The organism is Paenibacillus sp. FSL R7-0198, from assembly GCF_038000415.1.
Lineage (GTDB): Bacteria > Bacillota > Bacilli > Paenibacillales > Paenibacillaceae > Paenibacillus.
The window spans coordinates 3,750,541-3,768,102 of record NZ_JBBOCB010000001.1; the positions used below are offsets into that span (position 1 = coordinate 3,750,541).

General features: G+C 48.3%; 18 protein-coding genes. 17 read left to right on the forward strand and 1 reads right to left on the reverse strand.

Going from position 1 to position 17,562, the window contains the following annotated elements; genetic code table 11:
- Positions 1–22: 22 nt before the first annotated feature.
- The 17 genes from nadB (at position 23) to MKY87_RS16230 (ending at position 16,876) form a co-directional block, all read left to right on the forward strand.
- On the forward strand, positions 23–1,657 hold the full coding sequence (gene nadB, locus MKY87_RS16150) for an L-aspartate oxidase (RefSeq protein ID WP_340967462.1): 1,635 nt from the start codon (positions 23–25) through the stop codon (positions 1,655–1,657).
- A complete protein-coding gene (gene nadC / locus MKY87_RS16155) occupies positions 1,654–2,520 on the forward strand; it encodes a carboxylating nicotinate-nucleotide diphosphorylase (RefSeq protein WP_253428914.1) in 867 nt (288 codons plus the stop codon). Before nadB ends, nadC begins: the two co-directional genes overlap by 4 nt.
- Positions 2,521–2,526: 6 nt before the next feature.
- Positions 2,527–3,297: a type III pantothenate kinase gene (locus tag MKY87_RS16160; protein ID WP_026081372.1), complete on the forward strand. Its 771-nt coding sequence runs from the start codon at positions 2,527–2,529 to the stop codon at positions 3,295–3,297.
- 73 nt (positions 3,298–3,370) lie between these two features.
- Positions 3,371–4,291, forward strand: a complete 921-nt coding sequence (gene hslO, locus MKY87_RS16165) for an Hsp33 family molecular chaperone HslO (protein ID WP_253428916.1) — start codon at positions 3,371–3,373, stop codon at positions 4,289–4,291.
- 23 nt (positions 4,292–4,314) lie between these two features.
- On the forward strand, positions 4,315–5,265 hold the full coding sequence (locus tag MKY87_RS16170; protein WP_340965391.1) for a peptidyl-prolyl cis-trans isomerase: 951 nt from the start codon (positions 4,315–4,317) through the stop codon (positions 5,263–5,265).
- Between the two features lie 345 nt (positions 5,266–5,610).
- Positions 5,611–6,549: a cysteine synthase A gene (cysK, locus tag MKY87_RS16175; protein ID WP_253428920.1), complete on the forward strand. Its 939-nt coding sequence runs from the start codon at positions 5,611–5,613 to the stop codon at positions 6,547–6,549.
- A gap of 139 nt (positions 6,550–6,688) precedes the next feature.
- On the forward strand, positions 6,689–8,299 hold the full coding sequence (locus MKY87_RS16180) for an anthranilate synthase component I family protein (protein ID WP_340965392.1): 1,611 nt from the start codon (positions 6,689–6,691) through the stop codon (positions 8,297–8,299).
- 50 nt (positions 8,300–8,349) lie between these two features.
- Positions 8,350–8,925: an aminodeoxychorismate/anthranilate synthase component II gene (gene pabA / locus MKY87_RS16185; RefSeq protein ID WP_124118817.1), complete on the forward strand. Its 576-nt coding sequence runs from the start codon at positions 8,350–8,352 to the stop codon at positions 8,923–8,925.
- A 1-nt stretch (position 8,926) separates the two neighbouring features.
- Positions 8,927–9,811, forward strand: a complete 885-nt coding sequence (locus tag MKY87_RS16190) for an aminotransferase class IV (protein ID WP_340965394.1) — start codon at positions 8,927–8,929, stop codon at positions 9,809–9,811.
- Positions 9,808–10,671, forward strand: a complete 864-nt coding sequence (folP, locus tag MKY87_RS16195; protein ID WP_340965396.1) for a dihydropteroate synthase — start codon at positions 9,808–9,810, stop codon at positions 10,669–10,671. Before MKY87_RS16190 ends, folP begins: the two co-directional genes overlap by 4 nt.
- Positions 10,672–10,787: 116 nt before the next feature.
- The gene (folB, locus tag MKY87_RS16200) at positions 10,788–11,150 is read left to right on the forward strand and encodes a dihydroneopterin aldolase (RefSeq protein WP_150364151.1); all 363 of its coding nucleotides are present in this window, start codon (positions 10,788–10,790) and stop codon (positions 11,148–11,150) included.
- Positions 11,151–11,159: 9 nt separating this feature from the next.
- Positions 11,160–11,708 carry a 2-amino-4-hydroxy-6-hydroxymethyldihydropteridine diphosphokinase gene (gene folK, locus MKY87_RS16205; protein ID WP_253428927.1) on the forward strand — a complete coding sequence of 183 codons (549 nt, stop codon included), beginning with the start codon at positions 11,160–11,162 and terminating at the stop codon, positions 11,706–11,708.
- The gene (locus tag MKY87_RS16210; protein ID WP_339242857.1) at positions 11,669–11,863 is read left to right on the forward strand and encodes a helix-turn-helix domain-containing protein; all 195 of its coding nucleotides are present in this window, start codon (positions 11,669–11,671) and stop codon (positions 11,861–11,863) included. Before folK ends, MKY87_RS16210 begins: the two co-directional genes overlap by 40 nt.
- A 96-nt stretch (positions 11,864–11,959) precedes the next feature.
- Positions 11,960–12,979, forward strand: a complete 1,020-nt coding sequence (gene dusB, locus MKY87_RS16215) for a tRNA dihydrouridine synthase DusB (RefSeq protein ID WP_253428931.1) — start codon at positions 11,960–11,962, stop codon at positions 12,977–12,979.
- Positions 12,980–13,227: 248 nt separating this feature from the next.
- Complete coding sequence (greA, locus tag MKY87_RS16220) at positions 13,228–13,707, forward strand: transcription elongation factor GreA (RefSeq protein ID WP_076216743.1); 480 nt, start codon at positions 13,228–13,230, stop codon at positions 13,705–13,707.
- A 116-nt stretch (positions 13,708–13,823) separates the two neighbouring features.
- Positions 13,824–15,335: a lysine--tRNA ligase gene (gene lysS / locus MKY87_RS16225; protein ID WP_253428933.1), complete on the forward strand. Its 1,512-nt coding sequence runs from the start codon at positions 13,824–13,826 to the stop codon at positions 15,333–15,335.
- A 203-nt stretch (positions 15,336–15,538) separates the two neighbouring features.
- The gene (locus MKY87_RS16230) at positions 15,539–16,876 is read left to right on the forward strand and encodes a TrkH family potassium uptake protein (protein ID WP_340965398.1); all 1,338 of its coding nucleotides are present in this window, start codon (positions 15,539–15,541) and stop codon (positions 16,874–16,876) included.
- Positions 16,877–16,964: 88 nt separating this feature from the next.
- On the opposite strand, the gene MKY87_RS16235 is transcribed toward MKY87_RS16230, so the two are convergent.
- Positions 16,965–17,555, reverse strand: a complete 591-nt coding sequence (locus MKY87_RS16235; protein WP_340965399.1) for a TetR/AcrR family transcriptional regulator — start codon at positions 17,553–17,555, stop codon at positions 16,965–16,967.
- Positions 17,556–17,562 lie beyond the last annotated feature (7 nt).

A 17,562-nucleotide genomic window follows, 5' to 3' on the forward strand; every position in this document is an offset into this window, starting at 1 on the left:
TGCTCCAAGACAGGTGAATAACATGATACCGCAATATTTAGTTGATTTTGATCTGTCTGCGCTACCCATGGTAGAGACGGATGTATTGGTTATAGGCTCAGGGATTGCTGGTTTGTTTACTGCCATTAAGGCAAGTGAACAACAACGTGTATTAATGATCACGAAGAAGTCATTACTTGAAAGTAACACCAGATATGCGCAGGGAGGAATCGCTGCGGTTATTGCTGAGGATGATTCACCTGCATACCACTTGCAGGACACACTTGTTGCAGGAGCGGGCTTATGCCGCTCCGAGGCGGTAGAGGTATTGGTGAATGAGGGTCCGGACGGAGTGAAGGAACTGATTCGTTTAGGTACTTTGTTTGATCTGGAGAACGGCGAGTTGGCATTGACGCAGGAAGGTGCGCATAGCCACCGCCGTATTTTGCATGCCAACGGGGATGCCACGGGATATGAGATTGTACGTGCACTTGCTGTCGAAGTGAATGAGCATCCTGGGATTGAAGTATGGGATGAGCATTTTGTTGTTGACCTGATTACAGAGCGAGGGGAATGCATTGGCGCACTGGTTCAGAAGGATGACGGATCGCAAGTATTCGTGAAGGCACAGGCAACCGTTCTTTGCTCTGGTGGGGCAGGACAACTATACCGATACACAACGAACCCCGACGTAGCTACTGCCGATGGTGTAGCGATGGCTTATCGGGCTGGTGCTATCGTGCGTGACATGGAATTCATCCAATTTCATCCCACCTCTCTTTGTTACCCGGGGGCCCCGCGTTTTCTTGTGTCAGAAGCAGTACGCGGCGAAGGAGCATATCTGCGCAATGTGAAGGGCGAACGCTTCATGGATCGTTATCATGCCCAGCTTGAACTAGCACCACGCGATATCGTGGCACGAGCGATTGTTAGTGAGATGGAGTCCACCAACAGTACCTTTGTGTATTTGGACATTACGCATGAACAGCCAGAGATGATCAAGCATCGGTTCCCTACCATATATGAGACTTGTATGCGTTATGGATTAGACATGACAACGGACTGGATTCCCGTTGCACCTGCTGCCCATTACATGATGGGTGGAGTGAAAACGGATTTGAGTGGAGAGAGCAGCATCTCTCGATTATTTGCTTGTGGCGAGGTGTCTTCTACAGGAGTACATGGAGCTAACCGCCTGGCAAGCAACTCTTTATCAGAAGCGATTGTATTTGGGCGGAGAATTGTTGATCGTATTCAATCTCTTCCTCAGCTTGGTTCATTACAAGTAAGAGCGGGTGCGCCTTCATCTGGAACCATGAATAGCAAGATCAACAAGATCATGGAAGAGCAAAAGCCGGTATCCGAAAGACGCTTACGATTACAGAAAATGATGGTTCGTCAGGTAGGCTTGCGCCGGAATGGTGAGGACCTGCAGAAGGCCATGGACAAGCTGCAACAGGAATTGCAATTTTTTGATCAGATACTCACTCATAAGGAAGAGCTGGAGTATGCCAACCTTCTGACCTGTGCCTGGTTAGTTACCAGCGGAGCATTACACCGCGAAGAGAGTCGGGGGGCTCACTATCGAGAGGATTTCCCGGCACGTGATGATATCGTGTGGCAGAAGCATAGTCTGCAGCAGCGAGAACAAGCGATTGTGGAGGAATTGATGTCATGATACTGAACGGATATAATGAAGGGCTTATCGAATCAATCAAAAACTGGCTTCGTGAAGATGTTGGTGCAGGTGACGTTACAACAAGTGTGACGATCCCGGCAGGCAACCAATCCAAGGCCATTATACACGCCAAAGACAATGGTATTATTGCAGGCATGACCGTAGCTGAACTTGTGTTTCAGGTTGTTGATCCTGATCTTGTATTTACACCGAAGGTAACAGACGGAGACAAGGTTACCCATGGCACGATTTTGGCCGAGGTAGAGGGAAGTACACATTCACTGCTTACGGGGGAACGTTTGGCACTCAATTTGCTGCAACGTATGTCCGGAATTGCTACGCGTACGCGTGCCTACGTAGATGTGCTGGATGGTCTTGAGACCAGGCTCGTGGATACACGTAAGACAACGCCGGGTCACCGATTACTTGAGAAATACGCAGTGCGCGTGGGTGGCGGAGCGAATCATCGATTTGGACTGTACGATGCTGTTATGATAAAGGATAACCACATCAAGGGTGCAGGCGGAATCACCGAGGCGGTACAGCGTGCGCGAACAGTTATTCCACATACGATGACAATTGAAGTGGAGACTGAAAACCTGGAGCAGGTGAGAGAAGCCTTGCAAGCCGGGGCAGATATCATTATGCTGGATAACATGCATCCAGAGCGGATGCGTGAAGCAGTTGAGCTTATTCGTGAACAGGCTCCTCATGTGAAGGTTGAAGCATCCGGTAACGTATCTCTCCAGACCATTCGTGGTATTGCAGAGAGTGGTGTGGATGTAATTTCGGTCGGCAGGTTAACCTATTCTTTTGAGAGCCTGGATATCAGCCTGGATTTAAATGAAAAGAAAGAGGGGTGAACCCCTTTGATTCTAGTTGTAGACGTGGGGAACAGCAATATGGTGCTCGGCGTATATCAAGGCCGGGAATTGCTGCACCACTTTCGTCTGAGTACATCCCGTCAGTCAACAGTGGATGAATACGGCGTATTGATTTATAATTTATTTCATATGTCCGGCATCAGGGCAAGTGACATCGAAGGTGTCATCATCTCATCTGTGGTTCCGCCACTGGTGAATGTCATCGAAGCGATGTGTGAGAAATATGTAGGCAAAAAAGCTTTACTCGTCGGGCCTGGCATCAAAACTGGCTTGAACCTGCGATACGAGAACCCTCGTGAAGTGGGTGCAGATCGTATTGTTAATGCAGTGGCAGCCGTTGAGAAATATGGCGGCCCTCTCGTTGTGGTCGATTTCGGTACCGCAACGACTTTTGACTGTATTGACGAAAAAGGTCACTACCTGGGGGGAGCTATTGTACCTGGCATTCAGATCGCCACTGAAGCGCTATATGAGCGGGCATCCAAGCTGCCTCGTATAGAGCTGGAGAAACCTAAAAAGGTCATTGGCCGTAATACTATTCATGCCATGCAAGCAGGTATTATATTTGGCTATGCAGGGCAGGTAGACGGTATTGTAGAACGCATTCGCGAGGAGATGGGTGCGAAGCCCAGAGTTATCGCGACGGGTGGTCTCGCTACACTTATCGCAGAAGAAACCCGTAGTATAGAGGAAGTTGATCCGCTGCTTACGCTTGAAGGGCTGCGTATTATATATGAGCGGAACCGGGAAAGGTGAGCATAGAGACGGCATACAGCGGGCTGAGATTACAGCTTAAGTGTTGTGCCGTTTTTTCTGTGTTACAACTATTATGGCGATACGCCAAAGGAGGCTGAATGACTTGGAAAACAACAACAAGCATGACCGGTTAATTCGTGGTACAGCAATGAATGGAAAGGTAAGAGCCTTTGCTGTCCAAACTACAGAACTGGTTGAGGAACTACGCAGAAGACATGATACGTTTCCCACGGCTACAGCTGCCATGGGGCGTACGGTTACAACAGCAGCCATTATGGGTGCAATGCTCAAAGGGGAAGAGAAGTTAACGGTACAAGTCAACGGCGATGGGCCAATCGGACAGATTGTAGCCGATGCCAATGCCAAAGGCGAAGTACGAGGATATGTTTCTAATCCGCATGTACATCTGCCAAGCAACAGTGTGGGGAAACTGGACGTTGCCGGCGCGGTTGGAACGGAAGGTTTCATTAACATAACGAAGGATCTGGGATTGAAAGAGCCATATCGTGGCAGTGTGCCTATTATTTCAGGAGAACTGGGTGAAGACTTCACGTACTACTTTGCTCAATCGGAGCAAACACCTTCTGCTGTAGGCGTTGGTGTGCTCGTTGATACGGATAATTCCGTTATTGTCGCAGGCGGATTCATTATGCAACTGTTGCCGGGATTGACAGATCAAGAGATCACGGCGATCGAAAACGCCATTAGTACGTTGCCGCCAGTGACGACGTTACTGGAGCAGGGGCTTGAATTGGAAGAGTTGCTTCGCCGATTGTTGCCAGATGTACAAGTGATGGAAGGATTGGATATTCATTTTAGCTGTGAGTGTTCACGTGAGCGGGTAGAGAAGACGCTAATCAGCCTGGGCCAAACGGAGATGGAGCAATTAATTGAAGAAGAGGGCCGAGCTGAAGTCGTTTGCCAATTCTGTAATGAAGCCTATGACTTTAACAAAGAACAACTTGAGACCATCCTAGAGCAAGCCAAGAACTGATCTATGCGGGGACGGGATGCGGAATGACAAGACAGGAAAAAGGGTTGTGGACGGCTGTCATTGTCTTGACGCTGGGTATGCTGGTCATGGGTACGGTGATGGCTATGCATGGTCTCAGGCAGGGCAAAGACGAGACAGATGCATCCCATGATGCCAATACGGAAGAAGGAAGCACCGTAGCGACGATCAACGGAGAAGTCATCACAGACAAAGAGTGGACTGATGCGCTAAAACGACGTTACGGCAGTGAGTTATTACTTCAGATGTTAAACCGTAAAGCAGTATATGCCGAAGCAATTGAACGCAAGTTGATCGTCACTCCCCAAGAGATTGCAAGAGAACTTGCGGCCGCGATGGATGGGTACGATTCGGAGAAAGCGTATTATGACGAAATGAAGTCTCAATTGGGCCTGTCGAAACAGGAACTTGAATTGGAAGCCGGCTACAGGCTGCTGCTGGAGAAAATCGCAACGATCGGCATACAGATCAAGGATGCAGATATTGAGCATTACTGGACTGAACACCGGGAGGATTACGTTTCCCCCGAGAAATATGACTTGTCCATCATCGTAGTGAAGGAAGAAGAGGAAGCCGATTCCTTACTGGATGCGTTGGAGAAGGGGGAAGACTTTGAAGAAGCTGCCCGCAGGCAATCGACAGACAGCTTCTCTCGTGATGCTGGTGGCAGGCTGGGCTGGATTGAGCGGAATGATCCATTCCAGCCAAAAGAACTCCTTCAACTCGCTGTCGGGCTGGATGTAGGCGATATTGCCGGTCCGGTTCGAGTGGAAGAAGGCTATGCGATTATCAGACTCAATGATAAAGAAGAACAACAGGTGCAATCGGCCGAAGAGGTCCGTGAGGAGATTCGAATGCAGCTGGCTCTGAGTCAGGCAGATCCCTTGCCACAGGTGGAGCAAATGCTGCGTAACAAGTATGAAGCCGTAATCCTGTCCGAGATTCCTGCCTCCTGATTTCAATGGAAAATATTGTCTCACGCTGCTGCATCTTGATAAAAATACTCTGTCTGCGGTCTTAGGGCCGAAGGCAGAGTATTTTTTTGAGTACTCATATTGACAATAAGGGTTAACGTTGATAAGATGAAAATAATAAATACCTACTCGTTTACTCGGATATAAAAGCTTTACTTATGAACAAAGAAACTTTCGGAAACCTTCACCCTGTCTAGAAATCTTAGCAGTAAGGGATGGGAGCAACAGGATTTCCGCAGTTCTTCTATAACATCCCAGAGGCTATCGGCCGCACAGTATAGGTTAACAGGACTCAAGTTTTATTCATCCACTAAGGAGGGCATTCATATGGCTAAAGTAGTTAATAACGTAACAGAACTCATCGGAGGTACTCCGCTTGTTCGTCTGAACCGTATCGTACCTGAAGGCAGTGCTGAAGTATTCGTGAAGCTGGAGTATCAGAATCCAGGTTCAAGCGTGAAAGACCGTATCGCAATTAGCATTGTGGAAGAAGCGGAAAAAGAAGGCAAGCTGAAACCAGGTGATACCATTATCGAAGCAACAAGTGGTAACACAGGAATCGGACTCGCGATGGTGGCTGCAGCCAAAGGCTACAAGTCCGTTATTGTAATGCCTGAGACGATGAGCTTGGAGCGTCGCAACTTGCTTCGTGCGTATGGTGCTGAGCTTGTGCTTACACCTGGAGCTGAAGGTATGAACGGTGCTGTTAAAAAAGCCGAAGAACTGCTGAAAGAAAACCCATCTTATTTCATGGCTGAGCAATTTAAAAATAAAGCCAACGTGAAGATCCACCGTGAAACGACTGGCCCTGAGATTGTTGAAGCAATTCAATCTGTGGGTGGTACGTTGGATGCTTTCGTTGCAGGAATTGGTACAGGCGGAACAATTACAGGTACAGGCGAAGTGCTGAAAGAAGCTTTCCCTGGTATTAAAATTGTTGCAGTTGAACCAGCTGCTTCGCCAATTCTCGCAGGCGGCAAACCAGGACCTCATAAGATTCAAGGAATTGGTGCCAACTTTATTCCTGAGATCCTTGACCAGGAAATCTATGATGAGATCATCCACATTGAGAATGATGATGCATTCGAGACGGCTCGTCAGGTAGCGAAGGAAGAGGGCATCCTGTCCGGTATTTCTTCCGGTGCAGCGATCCGTGCAGGTCTTCAGGTTGCGAAACAATTGGGCGCGGGCAAACGCGTTGTTGTAATCGTGCCAAGTAACGGCGAACGTTACCTCAGCACACCGCTTTACAACTTCGAAGGCTAAGCCTACAAATGACAAAACCAATCCTCCTTGCCCGCTGACGGGTATGGAGGATTTTTGGCGTAATGCTTTTAAAAGGAGCGGCGCTTTAGTATACTATCAGACAATAGAACTAGCGACAGATGGAGGGCGGCAAACCGCAATGACACACCTGATGACAACATACGCCGACTGGATGGAGTGGGCTGAACAAGGCTGGACCATGTTGCCCTATATCACCAAGTCGGATGAGGGGCCGTATCATGGCGGTTTACCGTTATCGTGGGAGGCAGCCTGGGAACAGGCGTCACCATACGCAATTGTGTTGGAGAATGGCAAAGGCGGAAGATATACATTTCTGGGACTAGACCCCGTATCCGTTATTTCCGGGAAGGGTCAGGAAGCGGTTATTCGTGATGTACCGGAAGGAACCACCTCGACGGACAGCGGCAAGCCGCTTGATGTATTGAAGAGATGGACAGCCCCTTATCGTGCACCTAAAGTTACTGGAGCTCCAGACTTTGGGGGTGGATACGCAGGTTATCTCAGCTATGATGTGGCGAGATCGTTGGAGAAGCTTCCAGCCTTAGCTGAAGATAACCCGGCTCTGCCGGATTATTGGTGGATGCGTTTTGAAGAAATATGGGCGTATGACCATCAGCAAGAGGCACTTTTCTGCATGGTTCACCTGGCTATAGAACCTAATCTGAACGAAACCGATGTCCGTGGTCTATATGCAGTAGCCGAGGCACGGGCGATAGCGATGCAGCAACGATGGCTTCATATTATGGGGGTTGCACAGGCCGAGGAACAAATGCAGGCACTGGAACGCCGCAACAAGCAGGTCAATCGTACACCGCAGCCTGAAGATGCGGAAAGGGAATCCGAAGGGTGGGCGACCTCCTTCCCACAGGAGGACTTTGAACAGGCTGTACGCACAGTACAGGAATATATCAGACAGGGCGATGTGTTCCAGGTAAATCTGTCCTTGAGACAGGAAAAGCGGCTTCATTCGAGCGCTGAGCATATTTATGAATGGTTGCGCCTCGTGAATCCATCACCGTATATGGGTATGCTTCGTAGTCCAGACTTTCAACTGGTAAGCGGATCTCCCGAACTTCTGGTCAAAGTGGAGAACGGTAAAGTCAGTGCACGTCCCATCGCGGGGACCCGAAGAAGGGGCCGTGATGAGGCAGAGGATAAAGCTATGGCGGATGAACTGCTGGGTAGTGAGAAGGAACGGGCGGAGCATATTATGCTCGTTGATCTGGAACGTAACGATATCGGACGGATTGCAGCCTACGGTTCGGTTCATGTGCCTGAATTGATGACCATCGAGAAGTATTCCCATGTCATGCATCTCGTTTCCCAGGTGGAAGGCAGACTGGCAGAAGGGTTATCCGTATTTGATGTGATTGCTGCGACATTCCCGGGTGGAACGATTACAGGAGCGCCCAAAGTCCGCACCATGGAGATTATTGAGGAGCTTGAGCCTGTGCGTCGTGGACCTTATACGGGTTCCATCGGGTGGATGGATTACAGTGGAAATATGGAATTGAACATCGTCATTCGTACACTTGCCATTAAGGATGGTATTGGTTATGTACAAGCCGGTGCAGGCATTGTCATTGATTCCGATCCATATCGGGAATACAAGGAATGCCGCAACAAGGCAAGGGCGATGATGAGAGCTGTGAATTACAGCGAAGAGGCGGAAGCAAGCAGAGCTATTGAACAGGAACAAGTGGAGCGAACAGAAGCGATTAAAAAATAAAACGAAGCAACCGTCATTTGCATTGACGGAAGATGAGGAGGAGCAGGCATATGATACTGGTTATCGATAATTACGATTCCTTCACGTACAACCTGGTTCAATATCTTGGTGAACTGGGCGAAACGGTTGAAGTTCGCCGCAACGACGAGATTGATTTGGCAGGCATAGAGGCCCTGGCACCTGATCATATTCTGATCTCTCCGGGTCCTTGTACACCAAATGAAGCGGGCATTAGCCTGGCAGTCATCGAGCATTTCAAGGGAAGTATTCCGATCTTTGGTGTTTGTCTGGGGCATCAGTCCATTGGACAAGCGTTTGGCGGCAATGTCATTCGTGCAGAGCGCATGATGCACGGCAAAACATCCGAGATGCACCATAATGGAACATCCGTATTTGCCGGATTGCCATCCCCATTTACAGCTACCCGTTATCACTCCCTCATTGTAGAGCGCAGCAGCCTGCCTGACTGCCTGGAGATTACAGCGGAGACAGCAGAAGGGGAAATTATGGGTTTGCGCCACAAAGAATATGCGATTGAAGGGGTTCAATTCCACCCGGAATCCATTATTACAGACCACGGGCATCAGATGCTTCGCAACTTCCTGTCCCAACAGGTGAAGGTATAATATGCAATATGCCGCGATAAACGGAGATTTGGTCAATATGGCGGCAGCCGTGGTTCCTGTAACGGATCACGGCTTTTTGTACGGACTTGGATTGTTCGAGACGTTTCGCACCTATCAGGGTGTCCCATTTCTTTTGGAACGGCATCTGGAGCGCATGGCCTCGGGGTGTAAGGAACTTGGCATCCCTTTTACAACGACCGCGGCAGAGGTGACAGATTGGATTCAACGTTTGATGCAGGCGAACGGACTTCAAGATGCGTACGTGCGATACACGGTATCCGCGGGTGAAGCGCCGCTAGGTCTACCTTCTGGTGATTATTCGAAGCCAAATCATATTTTACTGGCAAAAGCATTACCTGAACCCACTCCCTCTTTATATGAAAGTGGCAAAAAGCTTCAACGGTTGTCTACGCCACGCAACACGCCCGAAGGTGAAATCCGGTTCAAGTCACTGCATTACATGAACAGCATTCTGGCGAAACGGGAGCTGAACGGGTATGGGCAGGATGTGCTGGGTGCAGAAGGTCTACAGTTAACCCGTGATGGGCATGTCGCTGAGGGTATTGTCAGCAATGTATTTTGGATACGGGAAAATGTGCTCTACACGCCAGCACTCTCAACCGGCATTCTGCCGGGCATCACGAGAGCCGTGGTACTTGAAATCGCCACGCAGCAAGGAATTCCTTGCATAGAAACGTTAGCTGCTTGGCAGGACCTCCTGCAAGCAGATGAAATATTTCTAACAGGCTCGGTTGCCGAACTGGTTCCGGTTACGACTCTGCGGGATCAGGATGGAGTCGAAACGATAATCAGCAACGGACATATAGGCCCGGTTACAACAGTCCTTCTGGGTATGTACCGGCAGAAAGCGGGGTATACTTCATGACACTTACACCTGTCATCTATGAACGGAACTATGCATGGGGGCCAGCTGAGTTGAAGCTGGGTGCAAGAACACAGGTTATGGGCATTCTTAACGTCACGCCTGACTCATTCTCGGATGGTGGACGGTATACGAATGTGGAGCGGGCGGTTGCTCATGCCATGCAGATGATGGAGGACGGGGCGGACCTGATTGATATCGGCGGGGAGTCCACACGGCCAGGTTCTAAGGTAGTGGGCGCCGATGAAGAGCTGAGCCGGATCATTCCGGTTATCGAAGCATTGCATCGGCAAGCCCCGCACATTCCGATATCGGTAGACACGTATAAGGCCGATGTTGCGCGTCAAGCTATTCTAGCCGGTGCCCATATCATTAATGATGTGTGGGGTGCCAAGGCAGATCCAGATATGGCACGCACGGCAGCAGAGCTGGGGTGTCCCCTTATTCTGATGCATAATCGGCAGGAGCGAGACTATACCGATTATTTGAGTGATGTGGTGAGCGATTTGCAGGAGAGCATTCAAATTGCGCTGGGAGCCGGCGTGAAAGCAGATCAGATTATCCTGGACCCAGGCATTGGATTTGTGAAGGATCTCGCAGAAAATCTGACTCTCATGTCATCGCTCGGTTTACTCAATGAAATGGGTTATCCGGTTCTGCTAGCCACTTCACGCAAAAGATTCATCCAGAACACACTGGATGTTGGTGCCGATGATGCGCTGGAAGGAACGGCAGCGACCGTTGCCTTCGGCATCGCCCAAGGCTGCCAGATGGTTCGGGTTCATGATGTGAAGTCGATTCGGCGGACGGCAGACATGTGTGATGCCATGTTATATGCTTCTCCGGGTATACGGAGGAAATAATTCTGGCGGGTCCAAGTGACCCGTCAGTGGAAGCGCAGCGTTTTTCAAAAGGCGAAGCGAAGGGATAACTTCGAATAGATTAGGATTTCAATATATATAGAGGGCAGGCGGATCGTATGGATAGAATGGTCATGCATCGAATGGAGTATTACGGATATCACGGTGTATTTGCCGAGGAGCGGAAGCTAGGGGCACGTTATTATATTGATCTGGAGATTGACATGGACCTCGGTGAGGCTGGACGTAACGATGATCTGACCAAAACGATCAATTATGCGGAGATCCATGAGCTGGTAAAACAGATTGTAGAGAATAAATCATTCCAGTTAATTGAAGCTTTGGGCGAACATATTGCATCTTCTTTACTAGACACTTATACTATTATCAATGCATTGACAGTCAAGGTGACGAAGCCACATCCGCCATTCGACATTCATTTTGAGGGCGTAACGGTAGAGCTTCGCCGCACAAGAAAGTGAGAACCGATCATGATTGCACATTCGACCTCTGAATCTTCAGAGGCTTATATTGCTTTAGGGGCCAATTTGGGTGACCGGGAACAGACGTTGCTTGAAGCGTTGTCTTTGCTCGATGAACACCCTCATATATCCGTTCTGCGTTGTTCAGCGCTATATGAGACGGAACCTGTAGGATATGTAGATCAGCCTGCTTTTCTGAATATGGCAGTCGCCGTACAGGTGATGCTGACACCGGAGCAGTTGCTTACGGAATTACTGGATATCGAGAACCGGCTTGGCCGTGTTCGTGATATTCGCTGGGGACCGCGCACTGTTGATCTGGATCTGCTCTGGATGCAGGGTGAGACGCGAGATACCGAATTGCTTCAATTGCCTCATCCCCGTATGGGAGAGCGGGCTTTTGTACTGGTGCCACTGTCGGATATCGTACCGGAGGACGAGGTTTCAGGTTTGTATACCTTTGTACACTCATCGTTGTCTGTACTGGATGGAAAGGATGGAATACAGCTTTGGAAAACATGCAATTGGCCAATCGAATCCGGGCATTCCGGAAGCTGAAAGGTTTAACACAACATGAACTTGCTGCCGAGACAGGCATCTCGCTGGCCATTCTGGGAACCATTGAGCGGGGGAACCGTAAGGTATCACAGCAAGAGCTGGATCGAATTGCTGGTGTGCTGGCAATCAGTATCGAGGAGTTGCAGGGCAACTAGGACCGTTTCGGTTTTGTCATGCTATAACAACAGAGATATCGATCGAACCATAATCGTTGATTTATATAGAATTGTAAAAGGAGTGAAACGACTACCGTGCTTAACATTGGTGGCATTGAAATGAAAAATCAGGTCGTACTTGCGCCGATGGCTGGCGTATGTAATCCGGCTTTTCGATTAATCGCAAAAGAATTCGGAACAGGCCTCGTATGTGCGGAGATGGTAAGTGGCAAAGCCATTGTTCATGGCAACCAGCGTACACGGGAGATGTTGTTTGTAGATGAGCGTGAGAAACCGCTGAGCCTTCAGATCTTCGGTGGTGATCGTGACTCACTCGTAGAAGCGGCCAAAATTGTAGACAAAGAAACCAATGCAGACATCATCGACATTAACATGGGATGCCCTGTGCCAAAGGTAACGAAATGTGATGCAGGTGCACGTTGGTTGCTAGATCCGAACAAGATCTATGAGATGGTATCCGCTGTAGTCGATGCGGTTGAGAAGCCTGTGACGGTCAAGATGCGTATTGGCTGGGATAACGAGCATATCTTCGCGGTTGAGAATGCGCTCGCGGTTGAACGTGCGGGCGGACAGGCGGTAAGTGTGCACGGCCGTACGCGTGAGCAACTCTATACAGGCACAGCTGATTGGTCACACATCAAAGATGTAAAAGAAGCTGTCTCTATTCCAGTGATCGGAAACGGTGATGTCCATACACCAGAGGATGCACGCCGTATGCTGGATGAAACGGGTTGTGACGGAGTTATGATTGGTCGTGCCGCGCTGGGTAACCCCTGGATGCTGTATCGTACCATTCAATACTTAAGCACGGGTGAATTGCTTCCAGACCCTAATGGCGAAGAGAAGATCCGTGTTGCCATCCTGCATATGGATCGCCTGATTGCATTGAAGAATGAGACGGTTGCCGTACGCGAGATGCGTAAACATCTGGCTTGGTATCTGAAAGGCTTGAAAGGATCTGCCCGTATCAAGGATGTTATTATGGAAGGCACCAAGCGGGATGAGATGGTACAGATTCTGGAGAACTTTGTGAGTCAGCTGAAAAGCGAAGGTAATCTGGAGTCAGAACCGGTAGTTGCCGGAAGTGCATCGTAATTAAGGCTGGCTTAAAACGTTTACAGCTACAGATGACGTAACATTGACTTTTCGAGATCGTTCCCCTATACTTTCACAGTATAAATTCGCCATGTGCGTTAATTAAAGGCTAGTCATCAGGAGGAATATTCTATTTCTCTGGAGAACTTCATATAGTTTTGAAGATGTATGCGGGCGGAGCTATGTAATTACCACTGATTCCGTTGCCGTACAATCAAATTATTCCCATGACAGGAGAATCGGTTGAGATGAGCGACAAGGAAGTTATCCTTACACCAGAGGGACTTAAGAAGCTGGAAGAAGAACTGGAAACATTGAAATCAGTGAAGCGCCGCGAAGTGGCTGAACGGATTAAGGTAGCCATCGGGTATGGAGATATCAGTGAGAACTCTGAATACGAAGATGCCAAGAACGAACAGGCTTTCATTGAAGGTCGTATTATTACTTTGGAGAAAATGCTTCGGAACGCACGCATTATTAACAGTGATGAGATTGACACCGATGTCGTGAGTGTAGGTGCAACAGTTACTGTGGAAGATTTGGAATTCGGCGACATCACAGAATATACAATTGTAGGTTCTGCTGAATCAAACCCGCTTCAGAACAAGATTTCTAACGAAAGCCCTGTCGGTAAAGCGATCTTGGGCAAGAAAAATGGTACAGTTGTTGATGTAAGTGTGCCTGCTGGCGTAATTCAATATAAAATTGTAGATATTAAAAAGCTATAGTAACGAAGCAGTTGGGCACGGTAAACAAAAGCTTCCTTAGGGAAGCTTTTTCAACATTTGAGGAAGATTGTCCTCAAGCGATGCCTGCAATGTAAATAAGGAGATGAATATAGATCATGACGGATGAAGTCTTGAATCAGGAAACCGAACTTAGCGAGCTTTTACAAATTCGCCGTGACAAATTGGACGAGCTCCGCAAATTGGGAATCGATCCTTTTGGCCAAAAATACGTACGTAACGAAGAAGCCGGCTCCATTCTGAAAAAGTATGAAGAACTGACCAAGGAAGAGCTGGAAGAGAAGCACATCGAAGTCAGTATTGCCGGACGGATTATGGCGAAGCGGGGAATGGGTAAAGCAAGCTTCGCACATATTCAGGACCTGAGCGGCAGAATCCAGATCTATGTTCGTCAGGATACCGTGCCTGAGGACAAGTATGCGGCATTCAGTCTGCTGGACCTTGGCGATATCGTTGGGGTAACTGGCGTGATCTTTAAGACCAAAACAGGTGAAACTTCTGTCAAAGTTAAAGACCTTGAAGTGCTGTCCAAATCGCTCTATCCGCTTCCGGATAAATTCCATGGCCTCACCGACGTAGAGCTGCGTTACCGCCAGCGTTATGTTGACCTGATTATGAGCCCGGACGTACAACAGACCTTTATCGCACGTTCCAAAATCATTCAATCGATGCGTCGTTACTTGGATTCTCTTGGATATCTGGAAGTGGAAACACCTACGTTGCATACCATCGCAGGAGGAGCTGCAGCACGTCCGTTCATCACGCACCACAATGCGCTGGATATGGAATTGTACATGCGGATTGCGATTGAGCTTCACCTGAAACGTCTGATTGTTGGCGGACTGGAGAAGGTATATGAGATCGGCCGTGTATATCGGAACGAAGGTATGTCCACACGTCACAATCCAGAATTTACAATGATTGAGTTGTATGAGGCATATGCAGACTACAAGGATATTATGCAATTGACGGAGAACCTGGTAGCTCATATTGCACAGGAAGTGCTGGGTACGCAAGTGATCCAGTATGGAGACCATGAAGTAGATCTTACGCCGCAGTGGCGTCGTGTTACGATGGTGGATGCAGTTAAGGAAGTTGTGGGCGTAGACTTCTCCGTACATATGACGGATGAGGAAGCACATAGCTTGGCGAAGGAACATAAGGTTCCGGTTGAAAAACATATGACATTTGGTCATATTCTGAACGCGTTCTTTGAGGAATTTGTGGAAGAGACGTTGATTCAACCGACATTCATCACGGGACACCCTCTTGAAATCTCACCGCTGGCGAAGAAAAACGATGTAGACCCACGCTTCACGGATCGCTTCGAATTGTTCATTGTTGGACGCGAGCATGCCAATGCGTTCACAGAGCTGAATGATCCAATCGATCAACGTCAGCGCTTTGAAGCACAGATGCTGGAGAAAGAACATGGGAACGACGAAGCTCATGAGATGGATGACGACTTCATCCGTGCGCTCGAATATGGTATGCCACCGACAGGCGGATTGGGAATCGGGGTTGATCGTCTGATCATGCTGCTTACCAACTCCCCTTCGATTCGTGACGTACTGCTCTTCCCGCACATGCGTCCTCGTACGCAAGATTAAATAAGGAACGTATCATACGTTCATAATAGAAGAGGAACCTGCCGTTCAGTATGATGCTGAGGCAAGTTCCTCTTTAGGTTTACATAGGCGCTAAAATAAAGTTTGTCAGAACGCCGTGTTCTCAGCACGCCATTATGGTGGAACTGCGTCTGTGATTTAAGTTAGACCAACCTGTTCGTATTTTGTTAAAAGAGGTGCCCTTCATGAAGTTCAGGCTTCACTTTGCCAAATTCTTATCTCCCCCGTTAATCCTGGTCGGTGGTTTTCTGCTTATCATTGCGATTGGAACAGTGCTTCTCATGTTGCCAATCTCCAACCAAAGTGGTGAGCATCTGGCGTTTATTGACGCGCTCTTTACATCAACCTCTGCCGCATGTGTGACAGGACTTGTCGTTGTGGATGTAGGGACCACCTTTAATTTGTTTGGTCAGATCGTCATTATGGTATTAATGCAGCTCGGTGGACTCGGCTTCATGACCATGGCTACTCTCTTTGCGCTAGTTTTGGGCAAGCGAATCTCACTTAAGGACAGGCTATTACTCAAAGAGGCCATTAATGCAGACAGTATGGAAGGGATCGTACGTATTATCCGCAAGGTGCTGATTTTCTCCTTTACCATTGAAGGGGTGGCTGCTTTCATACTAGCGCTGCGTTGGGCAACAGAGATGCCATTGGGTCAGGCTGTATACTATGGGATATTTCATTCCGTTTCATTGTTTAATAATGGCGGATTTGATCTGTTCGGCAACAGCTTTCAATACTATACCGGAGACTGGATATTCAACCTGACTGCTTCCGTGCTCGTTATCTCTGGTGGACTAGGTTTTGTTGTGTTAAATGATCTGTTTGAGTATCGCAAACGCCGTCGTCTATCCCTACAGTCGAAACTGGTGCTGTCTGTGTCGGGAGCGCTGATTGGTATAGGAGCGATTGTGTTGTTTGTTTTCGAATTTACCAATGGACATACATTGGCTTCGCTCACCTGGAGCGAGAAGATCTATGCGTCCTTCTTCCAGTCGGTCTCTACACGTTCGTCTGGGACGAGTACCATTGATATTACGGAGATGAGGCAGGCTACCCAATTCTTCTTCATCCTGCTGATGTTTATCGGGGCATCCCCAGGATCGACCGGGGGCGGAATCAAGACGACTACATTCCTGATCATGATTGGTGCAGTGTATGCCATGATTCGGGGGAATAAGGATATCGTGTTTTTCCGCCAACGTGTTCCGAAGGAGCTGCTGATGAGAGCATTGACCATTATTATGGTTTCTCTGATCATATTCATGATCGTGGTAATGCTTCTACTTACGACCGAGGATGCGCCATTCCTCTCACTGATGTTTGAAGCTGCATCTGCAATCGGTACCGTGGGGCTTTCCGTGGGAGTGACGGATGAGTTGACCAATTGGGGAAAAATCATTATTACCTTTACCATGTTTGTAGGCCGGATCGGGCCTCTAACCATCGCGTATGCCCTTCGTCCTCGCAAAGAGAAAAAACTGTATCGTCATCCGGAGGGCCGGATCATTATCGGATAAAAAGAAAAACCGCCAGACATTCAGAACTAACTCTCCTGTTATCGTAACAGGGTTTAGTCATAACGAATGTACTGCGGTTTTTTTTGGTTTAACGGCACAAGGAAGCAAGATGCAAGCTGAGAATATCATCCATGAGCTTGGCATTCATCTGATCAGGTCTAAGCACAGTATGGATACCCAAGCCATCCACGAGTGCGTACAATCTTTCAATCTCAAGTTTAATATCAAGATCTGGTCTGGTAAGATCATGTTCGATCAGGTGAGTGATAACGTAGCCTGCAGCCTGTCTGAGTTCATCATACACTGTATCGGCAAGTTCTTTGAGCGTAGAATCGGTTTTGGATCTGGCTGTAAAAGCGTACCACACCTCCATTTCGGCCAGTTTTTCATCTGTGTTTGGTAATAACTCGAGTAATAAGCATTTCATGTTATCCACAGGAGATCCGGTGAGGGACATTTGTTGGATTCGGTTGGATACCCGTTCGGATACCAGATTCATGGCATATAGTAGTAGTTCTGACTGAGTGGAAAAGTAGTGACGCATTGAACCGACCGAAAATCCTGCTTCTTCAGCGATATTTCGAACAGAGGCTTGTTCCATGCCATCTCTTCGTATAATACGCCAAGCTGCCTCGGCCACGAGCACACGCTGTTTATCGTGATCAACAATTTTAGGCATATGAACA

Coding starts and splice junctions, on each gene's coding strand:
- cysK (WP_253428920.1), top strand. CDS start 5,611: ATGGCTAAAGTAGTTAATAACGTAACAGAACTCATCGGAGGTACTCCG.
- folB (WP_150364151.1), top strand. CDS start 10,788: ATGGATAGAATGGTCATGCATCGAATGGAGTATTACGGATATCACGGT.
- lysS (WP_253428933.1), top strand. CDS start 13,824: ATGACGGATGAAGTCTTGAATCAGGAAACCGAACTTAGCGAGCTTTTA.
- MKY87_RS16230 (WP_340965398.1), top strand. CDS start 15,539: ATGAAGTTCAGGCTTCACTTTGCCAAATTCTTATCTCCCCCGTTAATC.
- MKY87_RS16170 (WP_340965391.1), top strand. CDS start 4,315: ATGACAAGACAGGAAAAAGGGTTGTGGACGGCTGTCATTGTCTTGACG.
- folP (WP_340965396.1), top strand. CDS start 9,808: ATGACACTTACACCTGTCATCTATGAACGGAACTATGCATGGGGGCCA.
- folK (WP_253428927.1), top strand. CDS start 11,160: ATGATTGCACATTCGACCTCTGAATCTTCAGAGGCTTATATTGCTTTA.
- nadB (WP_340967462.1), top strand. CDS start 23: ATGATACCGCAATATTTAGTTGATTTTGATCTGTCTGCGCTACCCATG.
- greA (WP_076216743.1), top strand. CDS start 13,228: ATGAGCGACAAGGAAGTTATCCTTACACCAGAGGGACTTAAGAAGCTG.
- MKY87_RS16180 (WP_340965392.1), top strand. CDS start 6,689: ATGACACACCTGATGACAACATACGCCGACTGGATGGAGTGGGCTGAA.
- MKY87_RS16190 (WP_340965394.1), top strand. CDS start 8,927: ATGCAATATGCCGCGATAAACGGAGATTTGGTCAATATGGCGGCAGCC.
- MKY87_RS16210 (WP_339242857.1), top strand. CDS start 11,669: ATGCAATTGGCCAATCGAATCCGGGCATTCCGGAAGCTGAAAGGTTTA.
- MKY87_RS16235 (WP_340965399.1), bottom strand. CDS start 17,555: ATGCCTAAAATTGTTGATCACGATAAACAGCGTGTGCTCGTGGCCGAG.
- nadC (WP_253428914.1), top strand. CDS start 1,654: ATGATACTGAACGGATATAATGAAGGGCTTATCGAATCAATCAAAAAC.
- hslO (WP_253428916.1), top strand. CDS start 3,371: ATGGCGATACGCCAAAGGAGGCTGAATGACTTGGAAAACAACAACAAG.
- pabA (WP_124118817.1), top strand. CDS start 8,350: ATGATACTGGTTATCGATAATTACGATTCCTTCACGTACAACCTGGTT.